11 protein-coding genes are annotated in these 15,563 nt (G+C 51.5%); 10 read left to right on the top strand and 1 reads right to left on the bottom strand.

The window, feature by feature from the left end:
* Nucleotides 1–5: 5 nt before the first annotated feature.
* The 8 genes from rsfS (at nucleotide 6) to dinB (ending at nucleotide 10,974) form a co-directional block, all read left to right on the top strand.
* Nucleotides 6–350: a ribosome silencing factor gene (gene rsfS / locus G598_RS0107960; protein ID WP_026766521.1), complete on the top strand. Its 345-nt coding sequence runs from the start codon at nucleotides 6–8 to the stop codon at nucleotides 348–350.
* 11 nt (nucleotides 351–361) lie between these two features.
* Complete coding sequence (locus G598_RS0107955; RefSeq protein ID WP_026766520.1) at nucleotides 362–1,240, top strand: CvfB family protein; 879 nt, start codon at nucleotides 362–364, stop codon at nucleotides 1,238–1,240.
* 111 nt (nucleotides 1,241–1,351) lie between these two features.
* Entirely contained in the window at nucleotides 1,352–2,305 is a 954-nt protein-coding gene (locus tag G598_RS0107950; protein WP_026766519.1) for a chemotaxis protein, read from the top strand.
* A gap of 244 nt (nucleotides 2,306–2,549) precedes the next feature.
* Nucleotides 2,550–3,899 (top strand): tRNA (N6-isopentenyl adenosine(37)-C2)-methylthiotransferase MiaB, encoded by a 1,350-nt coding sequence (gene miaB, locus G598_RS0107945; protein ID WP_026766518.1) that lies wholly within the window; start codon nucleotides 2,550–2,552, stop codon nucleotides 3,897–3,899.
* Between the two features lie 88 nt (nucleotides 3,900–3,987).
* Nucleotides 3,988–6,570, top strand: a complete 2,583-nt coding sequence (mutS, locus tag G598_RS0107940) for a DNA mismatch repair protein MutS (protein ID WP_026766517.1) — start codon at nucleotides 3,988–3,990, stop codon at nucleotides 6,568–6,570.
* The gene (gene mutL / locus G598_RS0107935; RefSeq protein ID WP_026766516.1) at nucleotides 6,567–8,519 is read left to right on the top strand and encodes a DNA mismatch repair endonuclease MutL; all 1,953 of its coding nucleotides are present in this window, start codon (nucleotides 6,567–6,569) and stop codon (nucleotides 8,517–8,519) included. The genes mutS and mutL overlap by 4 nt, the downstream gene beginning before the upstream one ends.
* Nucleotides 8,520–8,536: 17 nt before the next feature.
* A complete protein-coding gene (locus G598_RS0107930; protein WP_026766515.1) occupies nucleotides 8,537–9,334 on the top strand; it encodes a class I SAM-dependent methyltransferase in 798 nt (265 codons plus the stop codon).
* A gap of 428 nt (nucleotides 9,335–9,762) precedes the next feature.
* The gene (gene dinB / locus G598_RS17435) at nucleotides 9,763–10,974 is read left to right on the top strand and encodes a DNA polymerase IV (protein WP_037363616.1); all 1,212 of its coding nucleotides are present in this window, start codon (nucleotides 9,763–9,765) and stop codon (nucleotides 10,972–10,974) included.
* Between the two features lie 29 nt (nucleotides 10,975–11,003).
* Here the strand turns inward: dinB and treR are convergent, their stop codons facing one another.
* On the bottom strand, nucleotides 11,004–11,729 hold the full coding sequence (treR, locus tag G598_RS0107920; RefSeq protein ID WP_026766514.1) for a trehalose operon repressor: 726 nt from the start codon (nucleotides 11,727–11,729) through the stop codon (nucleotides 11,004–11,006).
* A gap of 181 nt (nucleotides 11,730–11,910) precedes the next feature.
* Between treR and treP the strand changes: the two genes are divergently transcribed.
* Nucleotides 11,911–13,854, top strand: a complete 1,944-nt coding sequence (gene treP / locus G598_RS0107915) for a PTS system trehalose-specific EIIBC component (RefSeq protein ID WP_026766513.1) — start codon at nucleotides 11,911–11,913, stop codon at nucleotides 13,852–13,854.
* 25 nt (nucleotides 13,855–13,879) lie between these two features.
* Entirely contained in the window at nucleotides 13,880–15,559 is a 1,680-nt protein-coding gene (treC, locus tag G598_RS17430; protein ID WP_051180084.1) for an alpha,alpha-phosphotrehalase, read from the top strand.
* Nucleotides 15,560–15,563 lie beyond the last annotated feature (4 nt).

Here is a 15,563-nt window from a genome sequence, read left to right as displayed (position 1 = left end):
TTTACATGACGATTGAAGAAATGAGCCAGGCAATCTGCAAGGCAGCCAGCGACAAAAAAGCGCGTGATATTGTGGTGATGGATATGCGGGAAATCTCCCCGTCCACGGATTATTTTGTGATTTGTTCGGCCAATACGGCAACGCAGGTACGCGCGATTGCCGACAATATCGAAGATGAACTGGGGGAGGCCGGTGTGGAATTTAACCACAAGGAAGGCTACCGGGAAGGCGAATGGGTGCTGCTGGACTTCGGTGATGTGGTTGCCCATGTCTTCATGCAGGAAGCCCGTGAATACTATGCACTGGAACAGCTTTGGGGTGATGCCAAGCTGTCCGTCTATGAAGACTGATTGAGGCCGTTATGGAAGAACAACGTAAGAAAAAATACGGCCCGAGCACAGTGGCCACGCTGAAGGTGGTGCGTGAGTCGGAGTTGGGCGCCTTCCTCGATGCGGAAACCGGCAATACCAATGATGATATTTTGCTGCATAAGAATCAGCAGACCCATCCGGTAAATATCGGTGATGAAGTGGAAGTGTTTCTGTACCTTGACCCGAACCGCAAGCTGACCGCCAGCATGCGGGTGCCGAAGATGAAGGAAGGGCAGATTGCCCGCCTGAAGGTCATCAACGTGAGCCGCGATGGTGCGTTTGTTGATGTAGGCGCGGAACGCGGCATCTTCATGCCCTATGCGGGTATGCGCGGTCGTCCGCAGATTGGTGAAGTGGTCTGGGCAAAGCTATACACCGATAAGTCGGGCAGACTGGCCGTCACCATGGAAGTCGAAGACGAAATGCGCCGCGCCTCCCAGCCGGCCAAGGGCGTCAAAAAAGGGCAGATGGTCACCGGTGCGATTTACAACTATACCGATGCCGGAGCCTTCCTGTTCAGCGAAGAACGCTATATTGTCTTTATCGCCAATAAGGAAATGAATCCGCAGTCCCGCCCCAAAGTCGGGCAGGTGGTCACGGCCCGTGTTACCTATATCCGCGATGACGGCCGCCTGAATGCTTCGTTAAAGGAGAGCAAGGAAAAGGCACTCATTACGGATGCGGAAAAAATCATGGAGCTTTTGCGTAATCGCAATGGCAAAATGCCTTACAGTGACGAATCCTCCCCAGAGGTTATCCGCGACAAGTTTGGCATTTCCAAGGCTGCGTTCAAGCGGGCTTTGGGTCATCTTTTGCGGGAAAATCGCATTGTGGAAGAAGATGGCTGGACCTATCTAAAAGAAAATTAAACAAATTCAAGCAAATTTTTTCAACAGTTGAAGGAATTTACCCGCAAAGGGCGAATTAAAAAGCTAGAGATGAATTTGATGGGATATAAAATATAGATGGGGGCGAAGTAGATGGCAGCAGAAACGAGTGGAGACAAGAAAGGAATCTTGCTGGAAACTGGCACTAATGAATTTGAAATTGTGGAATTCAGCATTGGACAAGTTAACTATGGCATCAACGTGGCAAAGGTACGCGAGGTAATTACCTGTCCACCGGTGACGGCTATGCCGCAGGCTCATCCCTATATTGATGGTCTGTTCACCCTGCGTGGCAAAGCAATTCCTTTGGTAAATCTGCCGCGATGCCTGAATGTGCAGTCCAAGGCAGAACCGCGCAATGTCATTGTGACGGAAATCAATAATTATAACATTGGTTTTTTGGTAGAAAATGTTTCCCGCATTCATCGCATTTCCTGGAAGGATATGGAGCCGGCTCCGGAAGTTGGCGACCAGTCCCGTGTAGTTGGCATTATCAAGATGGAAGACCGCATTGTCCTGCTTATTGACTTTGAGACGATTATTGCGGAAATCAATCCGGAAATCAATGCGAAACTGACGACGTATGAAGAGGCACCGGAAGATGTCAAGAGCAAACGCGCCGACGTTCATGTTGTTGTGGCAGAAGATTCGCCGATGCTGCGCGATTTGCTCGTTACGACGCTGCATGAATCCGGCTATCGTTATGTCCGTGACTTCGGTAATGGTCAGGATGCCTGGGATTATCTGCAGGGTCTGGCCAAGAAGCCGGGCAAAATCGAAGAGCATGTGCGCGTGATTATCTCCGATGTCGAGATGCCCAAGATGGATGGTCATCGCCTGCTCAAATTGGTGCGTGAAGATGAAACGCTTGGACAGGTGCCACTGGTACTGTTCTCCTCGCTGATCAGTGAGGAAATGCGCATCAAGGGCGAACAGCTGGGGGCTTCCGGACAGATTGCCAAGCCGGAAATCAATCAGCTGATTGGACTTTTGGACAATCTCGTGTTTGGGGTGCCCATCAAAGACCCCGATGCAGATGAAGAATAAGATTGGTTGACATATCCGTGTGATAAGACGCCCGATGGCTGATAATACTTTCCCTATGCTTATGCAGGCTTGCCTAACGCACCGGGAAAGCATCATCAGCCATCGGGCTGTTTTCTTGCATTACATGTAAAGGCTAAGATGCCTGCGGGGCTGGTAATATTTTTCCTTCGCATAGACAAAACAGGGTTCTTTTGTTACAATGATATATCGAGTTAGATTGTGTAAAAGGACTGAATAAATAAGTATGAAGATTATAGATGGCAAAGCCCAGCGCTATGTCAAATTTTTGGTTTATGGCTGTCAGATGAATGTTGCCGATGCCGAGCGCATGGCCGGGCAGCTGGCCGATATCGGCTATGAGCGCTTAGCTGATGATGCGCCGATGGAAGATGCTGACCTTCTCATCATCAATACCTGCGCCGTACGCGAAACGGCGGAGGACAAGGTCTATGGTAAAATTGGGGAAATCAAGAACATCAAGCGTAAGAATCCTAAGCTGATTTTCGGCATCACCGGCTGCATGGCGCAGAAGGAAAGCGACAAGCTCATCAAGCGGGCGTCGCATATCGACTTCGTGCTCGGCACGGGCAAGGTGCATGAACTCAACGCGGTTGTGCAGGAAATCGAACGTGAACGTGGTCATGTGGTCAATACGGAATTGGATGCCAAGACAGCACCGGCTATCGCGGAAGACCACCGTGTGGCCCGTGATGGCAAACTGTCGGCCTGGATTCCTATCATGTATGGCTGCAACAACTTCTGCACCTACTGTATTGTTCCCTATGTGCGCGGGCGGGAGCGCAGCCGCCGTCCCGAAGATGTGGTGAAGGAAGTCGAGCAGGCTGTGGCACAGGGCTATAAGGAAGTCACCCTGTTAGGCCAGAACGTCAACTCCTATGGCAAGGACCATAAACTCGCGACCTTTGCGGAACTCTTAAAGATGGTGGACAAGGTGGAAGGCATCAAGCGGGTGCGCTTTATGACCTCACATCCCAAGGACTTGAGCGACGAAGTGATTGAAGCCATTGCTACAGGCGAGCACCTTTGCGAGCATATCCATCTGCCGGTGCAGTATGGCAGCAATCATCTGCTGAAGGCCATGAACCGCGTTTATACGGTGGAAAGCTATAAGGAACTTGTGCGCAAAATCCGTGCCCGCCTGCCGCAAGCATCACTTACAACGGACCTTATTGTGGGCTTCCCGGGAGAAACGGAAGAAGATTTTGCACAGATGCTGGACTTCCTGAAGGAAATCCGCTATGATTCGGCCTATACCTTTATCTATTCCAAGCGCAGCGGTACGCCGGCGGCCACGATGGACAATCAGGTGGACGATGCGGTGAAGAAGGAACGGCTCAACGCCTTGATGGCGGTGCAGAATCAAATCAGCTTAGAGAAGAATCAGGCGTTACTCGATTCGGTTATGGAAGTTATGGTCGAAGGCCCCAGTAAGAATGATGATTCCGTCTGGACAGGCCACACTCGTACGAATAAAATCGTGCTTTTCAATCATCAGGATGAGCAGCCCGGTGATTTTATCAGTGTGAAGATTACGCACCCGCAGACCTGGGTGTTAAAAGGTATTCGTGTATAATAGTACGGAGAGCTCCCTCAGGTGAGGGAGCTTCTGCCGTTTTTTATGTTTATCGTTTTTGGGATTTTAGTGGAGGTGCAGCGCTTACATGGAACTTACGCCCATGATGCAGCAATATTTGGCTACGAAGGAACAGCATCCTGAGGCCATTTTATTTTTCCGGTTGGGGGATTTCTATGAAATGTTCTTTGACGACGCCCGTATTGTGTCCAAGGAACTGAGTCTGACGCTTACAAGCCGCAGCGGCAATACGGATAAGGCGCCCATGTGCGGCGTGCCCTATCATGCGGCTGAAGGCTATATCAATAAGCTCGTGAGCCGCGGCTATAAGGTGGCCATTGCCGAGCAGATTGGCGACCCCAAGGCCAAGGGGCTGACCAAGCGTGAAATCATCAAGATCATCACGCCGGGTACGGTACTGTCTGAATCCGCGCTCAAGGATTCGGCCAACAACTATATTGCCCTTGTCTATGAAAAGGGTGAGCAGATTATCTTAGCAGGCGCCGATATTTCCACCGGTGAATGTTTCTATGGCCTTTATGGCGGCGGCAGCCGGGAACAGATGCTTTATGATGAACTTTACCGTTTGGCGATGCCGGAACTTTTGGTGGTGGGGCAGCCCTCCTTTATGGAACGGCTCAAGGAATTTACGGACTTGCGCCTGCCGGCAACGTCCTATACCCGTATTGCCGAGGTTTCGGCGGCTGTAGAGGATCGCATTATCGAGCATTTTGCCGCGGATGTCCGTCCGGCTGACGAAGGGGCAAAAGAGGCTGTGGCCACGCTGTTGGATTATCTCCATGATACGGTGATGACGGACTTAACCCACCTCAATCAGCTGGCTTTTCTGGATGCCTCGGAAAATCTCGTCATTGATACCTATACCCTGCGGAACCTCGAAATCACGCGCAATCTGCGGGACGGAGGCAAGAAGGATACCCTGCTCGATGTGCTCGATTTCACCAATACGGCTATGGGCAGCCGCCTGCTGAAAAAATGGCTCGAATATCCGCTGTTGAATATCCTGCCCATCAATCAGCGTTTGGATGCGGTGGAAGAACTCACAAAGGACTTTGCCCTGCGCGGGGGGCTGAGGGAAGCCTGCAAGGATATTCACGACTTTGAGCGCCTGCTTACGCGTATTGAAGTGGGCACGGCTAACGCCCGCGATTTAATTGCGCTGAAGATTTCCCTGATGAGCCTGCCGGCTATCAAAAACAAGATGGCGAGTGTGCAGGCTAATGTGCTGGTAAACTGTCAGCAGAATATTCATGTGTTCGACGATTTGGTGGATTTACTGCAGCGTGCCATCGTGGATGAACCGGGGATTTCCCTGCGGGATGGCGGCATTATCAAGACTGGCTATAATGCCGATTTGGACGAATACCGCCGCATTGCCCACGACAGCAAATCCATGCTGCAGGAAATCGAGGAGCGGGAGAAGGAAGAAACCGGTATTCGCTCGCTCAAAATCGGTTACAACAAGGTTTTTGGCTATTATATCGAAGTGCGCCACAGCGGCGCGGATTTGGTGCCGGACAGGTATATCCGCAAGCAGACACTGGCTAACGCCGAGCGCTATATCACCGAGGAACTCAAGGAATTTGAAACCAAGATTCTCGGCGCACAGGAAAAGATTGTCAGCATTGAGTACAACCTCTTTACCGAGGTGCGCGAGGTCGTCAAGAGCCGCCTGACGGAGATTCAGGGCACGGCCCATGAAATCGCCATTGTCGATGTGCTGAGCAGCTTGGCAGAGGCGGCCGTTGCCTATAACTATGTACGCCCCCGTATGGCAAATAACGGCGAGATTGATATCAAGGACGGCCGTCACCCGCTCGTGGAACGGATTCTGACGCGCGACCTTTTTGTGCCCAATGACACGAAACTCAACCATAGCAGCTGTGAAATCATGCTGATTACCGGGCCGAACATGGCGGGTAAATCCACCTATATGCGGCAGACGGCGCTCCTTACACTGATGGCGCAGATTGGCAGCTTTATTCCCGCCCGCGAGGCAACGATTTCGCCGGTGGATAGAATCTTTACCCGTATCGGCGCCAGTGATGACCTCGTCAGCGGGCAGAGTACCTTTATGGTGGAGATGAACGAAGTGGCGCAGATACTCAAATACGCCACGAAGAACAGTCTGGTAATTCTCGATGAAATCGGCCGCGGCACGAGTACCTTTGACGGCATGAGCATTGCCCGCGCCGTGATTGAACATATCGAGCAGAAAATTCATGCCAAGACCCTCTTTGCGACACATTACCATGAACTCACGGATTTGGAAGACGATATCGTCAAGAATTACTGCGTGGCGGTAAAGGAGCGCGGCACACAGGTGGCCTTCCTGCGGCGCATTGTGCCCGGGGCGGCAGATAAGTCCTATGGTATCCATGTGGCGCGGTTGGCGGGGCTTCCTAAGAGTGTGACCAAGCGGGCGGAGGATATTCTCGCTGAACTCGAGTCGGAAGCGGCCACCGCTGTGCCCGCAACGGAAAATGCCAAGCAGGCCCCGGCGTCCATGGATATGATGGGGTCGCTCTTTGCAAACAGCCTGAGCGACAAGCTGCTCGCACTTGACGTAATGACCATGACCCCGCTCGAGGCCATGAATGAACTCTATAAACTGCAGGAGCAGGCGAAAAGGGAGGCAGGACAGGCATGACGAAGATTCATGTGCTTGACGATAACACCATCAACAAAATCGCCGCAGGCGAAGTGGTGGAGCGTCCGGCATCGGTAATTAAAGAACTCATCGAAAATGCCATGGATGCGGGGGCAACCCGCATTGAAGTGGAAATCATGGCAGGCGGCACATCCTTTATGCGGGTGACGGATAACGGCAAGGGCATGAGCAAAGAAGATGCCTCCGTGGCTATCCTGCGCCACGCCACGAGCAAGATTCAAGAGGTTTCGGACCTCAACAGCATTTCTACCATGGGCTTCCGTGGTGAGGCCCTGCCGACCATTGCTTCCGTGTCCCGCTTTACCATGCTGACCCGTGAGCCGGGCAGTGATTTGGGGACGAAAGTGGAAATCAGCGGCGGCAAGGCGCCGGATATCATCGAAATGGGCTGCAATGTGGGCACGAGCATCAAGGTGGAAGACTTGTTCTTCAACACGCCCGCCCGCAAGAAGTTCCTCAAGACCAACCATACCGAGGGCGGCAAAATCAACGATTTCATCATCAAGCTGGCACTGTCCCGTCCCGATATCGCCTTTCAGTTTATCAACAACAACAAGACCTCAGTGGTGACGCCGGGCAACGGTAATCTTTTTGATACCGTGCAGGCCATTTATGGCGGGCAGGTAGCGGATTCTTTGCTGACCCTTAATCTGGAGGATGAAGACCTGAAGATTTCGGGCTTTATCACCAAGCCCTCCATGCTCAAGAGTTCCCGCACCTGGCAGACCTTTATCGTCAACGGCCGTATCATTCAGAACCGCGCCATTGCCAAGGCGATTGACAATGCCTACCGCTCACTGATTCCGAAAAGCGGCTTTCCCTTCACGGTGCTCAACATCGAAGTGCCCCAGCGTACGATTGATGTCAATGTCCATCCGCAGAAAAGCGAAATGAAGTTCGAGGACGAGAGCCGCATTTTTAAGGCTGTCTATAAGTCGGTCTTAGATGCCATTCGTCCAAGCTCTGGCAATTTGACGGAAGTGGCGGCGGTCGTGGAAAAGCCCAAAGTGGAATACAGCATGGAGCCCATGCAGTTTGTGCCGGCCAGTGCTCCGGCACCGCAGGTGAGCGCGTCACAACCTGCACAGGGAAGTTACCAGCCCAAGACCATTTACGAGGCAGTCAGCCGTCCGGCAGTGAAACCTGCGGTAAGCTTTGCCGAAGCACAGGCTAAGCTCCAGCAGGAGCGGCAGGTGCATTACCAGCCGCAGGAGCGCCATGAGCAGGTAGCCGACAGTCCACAGCCTGACCTGTCCAATGCTGACAATGCTGACGCGTCAAATGACCCGTCAAAAATGGACCTGTCAACTGTTGACCAGTCAATTGCAGAGAAGCCTGCCGAAAATACAGGGCGCATGATTCCCATTGGACAGGTCGACTTGACCTATATTATCGCGCAGGATTTGAAAGGGCTATACATAATCGACCAGCATGCCGCCCATGAGCGCATCTTGTTTGATAAGCTCTCCGCTATGGCGGATGGCATTCCCTCCCAGCAGCTTTTGGTGCATCAGCTCCTGACCTTTGACCGCAAAGAAGCGGCCTTGGTGGAGGACAACAAGGAACTCTTTGCCAAATTGGGCTTTCATTTGGAGGCGGCAGGCGACTATGACTACCGCCTGATGGAAGTACCGGCTGATGTGCCTGTGGGAGAGGCCGAGGATATTATCCGGGAAATCTTGACGGATTTGGGCAATATGCATGAGACAACCGCCAAGGAAATCCGTCAGGCGTGCCTTGCGACAACCGCCTGCCGGGCGGCCATCAAGGCGGGCGAAGAACTCAATATGCGGCAGATGGAGATTTTGCTCGATGAGCTTTCTACGACGGCCTTTCCCTATACCTGCCCCCATGGCCGCCCGACGATTTTGAAATTCAGCAGTGAAGATTTAGCCAAGATGTTCAAGCGGACAGGCTTTGGCTTTTGAGAAAGTGTGGATAGATATTGAACGAAAATAAATTGTCGGCCATAGCGACTACCGGCCGCAAATGGAACCGTCCCAGTGAAAAACTGGCCCGGGAGATGGCAGAGCGGCTGCATATTCCCTATGCCGAACGCGGGCGCACGAATATACCAGAGCTTTGCCAAAGCTATGACGCCAAGTTTGCTTTGGTGGCGAAAAAAGGCCTGCTGACCCTCGTTACACCGGAAGCGGAGCTCTTTTTTCACCCGAATATGGCACATCTGCGCATGAAAAATCTGCGCTTCGGTGATGGCGACCGCATGGCAGAAGCTATGGGGCTAAAACCGGGCATGGATGTGCTGGATTGTACATTGGGATTCGGCGCAGATGCCATTGTGGCCAGTGCTGTAGTGGGCGAGAGCGGCAGCGTTACGGGCCTTGAATCCCAGCCGCTCATTGAAGCGGTGGTGGGCTATGGGCTGGCCAATTATGAAAAGGACACCGAACAGATTATTATGGCCATGCGCCGGGTAAAGACCGTCTGCACCGAGGCTTATGAATACCTCAAAGCCCAGCCGGACAATTCCGTGGATGTCATCTACTTTGACCCCATGTTCCGCCATCCCTTTGCCGAGAGCAAAAACATTGCACCTTTGCGGCCCGTGGCCAACAAAAATCCGCTGACACTGGAAACCATCGCCGAAGCCCGCAGAGTGGCAAGACAGCGCGTGGTGCTTAAAGAATCCAGCAAGAGCCGGGAATTTGCGCGCCTAGGCTTTACGGAACGGGCTGGGGGCAGGTATAGCAAAGTGCAGTATGGGGTAATGCGGCTGTGCTAAAGCAACATATAAATTGCAGTTTGTCAGCGCGTTCGTGCTAAAGGTATCCTGTTCATACGCAGTCAGGGGTTCACGGGGGAGTACTTTTTCTGTTTCCGCTAAAACGACCCTCTCGGCAATTTTAGAGCTGTTTAGCCAGATGGCGCCGGGCAAGACCGGCGCAGGTTACTGGAAGATGCGTACTTCTGCTGGCGGGACATTTAGTGAAGCGGCGGAAAAGTATTCCCACCGCCGCCTCACTGAGCTGTACCAAATGTGTTCAGGCTCGCACCTACAAACTGCAATTTATCAAAAAATCCGTTGACCTTTGTTCTATCAACGGATTTTTTTGCAATGAGGAGCAGGTCACAGTGTGTAATTATCTTGCCTGAATTTTGCCTTTATGTTACACTTTGTGTAAGATGATTACACAAAGTGGAGGGCTTTTTATGAAGCGTGTCATCATACATGTGGATATGGATGCTTTTTTTGCCTCTGTGGAAATCCGGGACAATCCTAAACTAAAGAACAGGCCGGTAATTATCGGTGCCAAGCCCCATGAGCGAGGCGTTGTCTCCACCTGTAATTATATTGCCCGGAAGTATGGCGTTCACTCGGCCATGAATATCAAGGAGGCTTACCGGCTTTGCCCGCAGGCAGTCTTTATGCACGGTGACTATGAAAAATACCGTCGGATATCAATGGAACTTCATCATATTTGGGAAACTTATGCGGATGTCACGGAGTACATTGCCTGCGATGAAGGCTATTTGGACGTTACCCGTTCCGTAAAAAATTTTCATAGTCCCGAGGAACTGGGCCTCTTGATAAAAGCCCGGGTAAAGGCCGAGACGGGACTGACCTGTTCTGTGGGTATCGGCTATTCCAAGTCGGCGGCTAAGATGGCGAGCGAGGAGAAGAAGCCGGACGGCTTTTTTGTGATTCCTGACCGGGAGTCGTATTGTAAGCTGATTAGCGAGCGGGATATCCGCGTGATTTTCGGCATTGGCAAGCGCACGGCAGAAAAATTAAATGGCTATGGTATCTATAAGGTCAAAGATATCATTGCCAAGTCGAAACAGGTGTTGGAAATGTTTGGGCCAAAACACGGCAGCTTTATCCTCAATTCTGCATTAGGGTTGGATGAACGCCCGGTGATTCATTATGATGCCGCCGATGCCAAGTCATTGAGCAGGGAAATGACCTTTCAAAAGGACCAGCGGAACTTTTTCTTTTTGCAGGATGTGCTGCTGATTTTGGCCCGCAATGTGGATGAACGGCTCAAGAAACGGGAACTTTACGGCCGGACGGTAACGCTGAAGATTACCTATGGGGATATGAAATCCATTACCCGTTCCCAGACCTGTGAAAGTACCAATGATGGCTATGAGATTTACAAAATTGCGGTGGAACTGCTGCGAAAGGTAAAGCGCCAGCCTGTGCGCCTCATAGGTCTGGGCATGCAGAATCTCAGCAAGGACTATATCCGTCAGCTCTCGTTTGCCGATTTGCAAGCCGGGAAGCAAACAGACGGCATGGAACAGGGGATAGGTCAGCTGGAACGACGTTATGGCGTGGATTTGTCGCCGGAAAAAATGCATTCTGCCCTGGGCTATATCTATCAGGTGGTGGAGGAGATGGCGGCAGGGAGTTTGCAATAATACAGTCCAAAACAATAAACATTCAACCGTCATTTTTTTCTGCGCATAGCGGTGTCTTCGAAGCAAAAGTAATCTGGCTGATGACGGGATTGTGTGTATTCGAACTGTACGCCGTCAGCGTTGTAGGTTTGTCCGGTAATTACGGCCAGACAGTTGTAATCGCCCAAGGCCAGAAAAGCTTCGTCTTCGCGGGTGGCCCGTTCGACGGTCATACGCCGCTTACTGGTGACAATGGTCATACCCAGAACATCCTCGATGTATTCGTAAATGGAAGTGGCGGCAATGGCTTTTGTGAGGCCGGGAACGAGATCCTTGCGGAACATGTTGATATCCATAATCAGGGCTTTGCCGTCTAAGCAGCGTACCCGCCGGATATCGTAAAGAACGCTGCCTGCGGGAAAGCCGGTTTTGCGGGAGAGACGCTCGTCGGTGACGATTTCTGCAAAGCGCAGCACTACCGTAGAGGCCTTCATGTGATTCCGGGCAGCGGATTCTTTGAAGGACTCGATGCCGCCGATGGTGAATTCATTTTGCGCAATGGGCTGGTAGATGACGCGAACGCCCCGGCCATGAAGGGGCTGTACATAGCCAAGTTCTGCCAGGCCGCCGACAGCACGGCGGATGGTGTTGCGGGAGCAGCTGTAGATTTCTGTCAGTTGGTTTTCTGAGGGCAGCAGACTTTGGAAGGGATACTGTCCTTCTTCTATGCGCTGTCTGAGATCGTGAAAAATGGAATCGAATTTTGCTTTAGGCATAAAATCACCTCTGGTCTTTCTTGCAGATTTCATTATAGTATAGATTCAGGTCTTTTACCAGCGAAGAATTTACTGATTATTCTTTCTTATCGAAAAAGAATAATTACACTTGACTTGTTTGAACAAGTGTGGCATGATATAAATAAAGTTGTTTAAACAAGTTCTGGAAAGGGGCATGAATATGGGTCAGTATACGGAGGACGCAAAGGAACTTTTACGTCTGGTAGGCGGCAAGGAAAATATCGCTGCTGTATCGCACTGCATGACGCGGATGCGCTTTGTGTTGGGAGACCCCAAGAAAGCAGATGTCAAGGCCATTGAAGCGATGAAGGTAGTGAAGGGCAGTTTTACCCAGGCCGGACAATTTCAAGTCATCATTGGCAACACGGTAAGCGAGTTCTACAAGGATTTCACGGCGGTCGCCGGAATTGAGGGCGTTTCCAAGGATGCAGTCAAGGAAGCAGCCGGGGCCAATCAGAATGTTTTTCAGCGGGGCGCGGCGATTGCTGCAGAGATTTTTGCGCCGCTGATTCCGGCGATTATTACCGGTGGTTTGATTTTAGGTTTTCGCAACTGCATTGATTCCTTGTATCTTTTCGAGAACGGCACCAAGACTTTGGTGGAGCTCAGTCCGTTCTGGGCAGGCATGGACCACTTTCTCTGGCTGATTGGCGAAGCGGTCTTCCATTTAGGGATTCCCGTGGGTATCTGCTGGTCTGTGGTACGGAAGATGGGAGGCACGCCCATTTTGGGCATCGTGTTGGGCCTGACCTTGGTTTCCAGCCAGCTGTTGAATGCTTATGCGGTGGCCACGACTCCGGCGGACAAGATTCCCTTTTGGGATTTTGGCGGCTTCAAGGTGGATATGATTGGTTATCAGGCGCAGGTCCTGCCTGCTATTCTGGCGGCTTTGACCCTGGTCTATCTGGAGCGGTTCTTCCGTAAGATTACTCCTGCCGTGATTTCCATGATTGTGGTGCCGTTCTGCAGTCTGGTGCTGACCGTATGCGCTGCTCATTTTATCCTGGGGCCGATTGGCTGGAAGATTGGTTCGGCGATTTCGGCCGTGGTTTTCTCTGGTATTACGGGGGATTTCCGAGTGATTTTTGGCGCCATCTTTGGTTTCATCTACGCGCCGCTGGTTATCACGGGGCTGCATCATATGACCAATGCCATTGATTTGCAGCTGATTGCCGATTACCATGGCACCATGCTCTGGCCCATGATTGCCCTTTCCAATATCGCGCAGGGTTCGGCAGTCCTGGCCATGATTTACCTGCAGCGAAAAAATGCAGCTGCGCAGGAAATCAATGTACCTGCCTGGATTTCCTGTTATCTTGGCGTTACGGAACCGGCTATCTTCGGTGTAAATTTGAAATATTTCTTCCCTTTCATCTGTGGTATGACCGGTTCTGCTTGTGCAGCCGTGATCTGTGTGTCCACATCGACCACAGCCAATGCCATCGGCGTAGGCGGTGTTCCCGGCATTCTCTCTATCCAGCCCCAGTATATGCCCAGCTTTGCGCTGAGCATGTTGGCTGCCATTGCCGTACCGTTTATCCTTACCGTGCTCGTGGGCAAGAAAAAGGGCGTGGACAAAGAGATGGTGCTAGAAGAGGTTTCTGCGGCCTTTGCAGAGGAGCATATTGTACCGGTACAGGCTGCTGCAGGTGTGCATGAATTCCGGGCTTATTTGGACGGCGAGGTGATTTCTTTGCCGGAAGTGAATGATGGCGTATTCTCGGCAGGATTGGTTGGCGAGGGGCTGGCTATCCGTCCGCATAGTGAAACCTTGCTTGCTCCTGTGGCGGGCAGAGTAGCGGTACTTATGGAAGATTCCCGCCATGCAGTGGGACTGGTGCTGCCTGATGGTGTAGAGATTTTGCTCCATGTGGGCCTGGATACAGTCGATATGCAGGGCGATGGCTTTGCGTATCTGGTGAAGGTGGGCGATGAAGTGCAGGCTGGTACGCCGCTGCTGAAATTCGACCGTGAAAAGATTAAGGGAGCAGGTCATGACGATGTGACGGTCTGCATCATCACCAATAAAAATGGGGTGGACCGTTTTGACTTCCAAACCGGCATGCAGGGCAAGGCCGGTGAAACGGTCATCGCTGCATATTGATAAGGAAATAGGAGGAGTGTTTATTATGGCAGATTTCCATAATAAAGTTGTCTATCAGATATACCCAAAATCCTTTCGCGATGCCAATGGCGATGGTTTGGGCGATTTGCCGGGCATCCTTGAGAAAATGGATTATCTTGCTGAGCTGGGGGTAGATTACCTTTGGCTTACGCCGTTTTTCGTATCGCCTCAAAGGGATAATGGTTATGATGTAGCGAATTACCGCTGCATTGACCCGCGCTTCGGCACCATGACCGATGTGGAGCGGCTTATTGCTGAAGCAGATAAGCGTGGCATAGGCCTCATGTTTGATATGGTGTTCAACCATACGTCCACGGAACATGAATGGTTCAAACGCGCTCTGGCCGGGGAAAAGGAATATCAGGACTACTACATTTTCCAAGCTGGTGAGCCGGACAAACCGCCGACCAATTGGGTTTCCAAATTTGGCGGCTCTGCCTGGGAATATGTCCCTGAACTGGGCAAGTGGTATTTGCATCTCTTTGACAAGACCCAGGCCGACCTCAACTGGGAGAATCCAGCTGTGCGGCGTGAACTTCAGGATATCCTGCGCTTTTGGAAGGCAAAGGGATTAAAGGGCTTCCGCTTCGACGTAGTGAACCTTATTTCCAAACCGGAAGTCTTTGCAGACGATTATGAGGGAGATGGCCGCAGGTTCTATACCGATGGCCGCCATGTACATGAATTTTTGCAGGAAATGGTGCGAGAAAGCGGTATTGAAGGCATGGTGACGGTGGGGGAAATGTCCTCCACCAGTCTGGAAAATTGCATTCACTACTCCAGTCCCCGGTATAAGGAACTGGCCATGGTGTTCAGCTTCCATCATTTGAAGGTGGACTACAAAGCTGGGGACAAATGGCAGCTGATGAAGCCGGATATCACAGAGCTCAAGCGCCTTTTTACCCAATGGCAGGAAGGTATGCAGGACGGGGAAGGCTGGAACGCCACCTTCTGGTGCAATCACGACCAGCCCCGGGCTGTTTCACGCTTCGGCGATGATGGCCCCTTGCGGAAGGAATCGGCTAAAATGCTGGCAGCCTGCATTCATCTCATGCGGGGAACGCCTTACATCTACCAAGGGGAAGAAATCGGCATGACCAACGCACATTACAATTCCTTGGAACAGTATCGGGATGTGGAAAGCCTTAACTATTGTAAAATCCTGCAGCAGCAAGGGAAAACTTCTGAGGAAGCCTTGGAAATTCTTGCAGCCCGTTCCCGGGATAATGGCCGCACGCCCATGCAGTGGTCAGCAGAAAAATATGCGGGCTTTTCTGCGGTCACACCATGGATACTGCCGCCTGACAATTACCGCCAAATCAATGTGGAGTCCGAACGGCAGGAGCAGGATTCCATCTTTTCCTTCTATCAGCAGCTTATCCGTTTGCGTCATGAACGGCCAATCATTGCCGAAGGTTCAATCACTTTTCTGGAGAGAGAAAACACGGATGTAATTGCCTATCAGCGGGAACTGGACGGGGAAAAACTTGTCATCTTCTGTAATTTCCGCAGCCATCCGGTTTCCTTGCAAGAAAAATCTTTGCAGGAATACAGCAAGGCTGGTTTCCGTAAATTACTTGGAAACTATGAAGGAGTGGAAAAAAATCTGCGTCCCTTTGAGGTGGTGGTATTCATTTGGCATATTGACAGTTCCGTTAAAAAAGGGTATACTGACAGAAAATAATAAA

This window comes from Selenomonas ruminantium subsp. ruminantium ATCC 12561 (genome assembly GCF_000424065.1).
GTDB classification, from domain to species: Bacteria; Bacillota; Negativicutes; order Selenomonadales; family Selenomonadaceae; genus Selenomonas_A; species Selenomonas_A ruminantium.
This window is presented reverse-complemented; position numbering and strand designations above follow the sequence as displayed.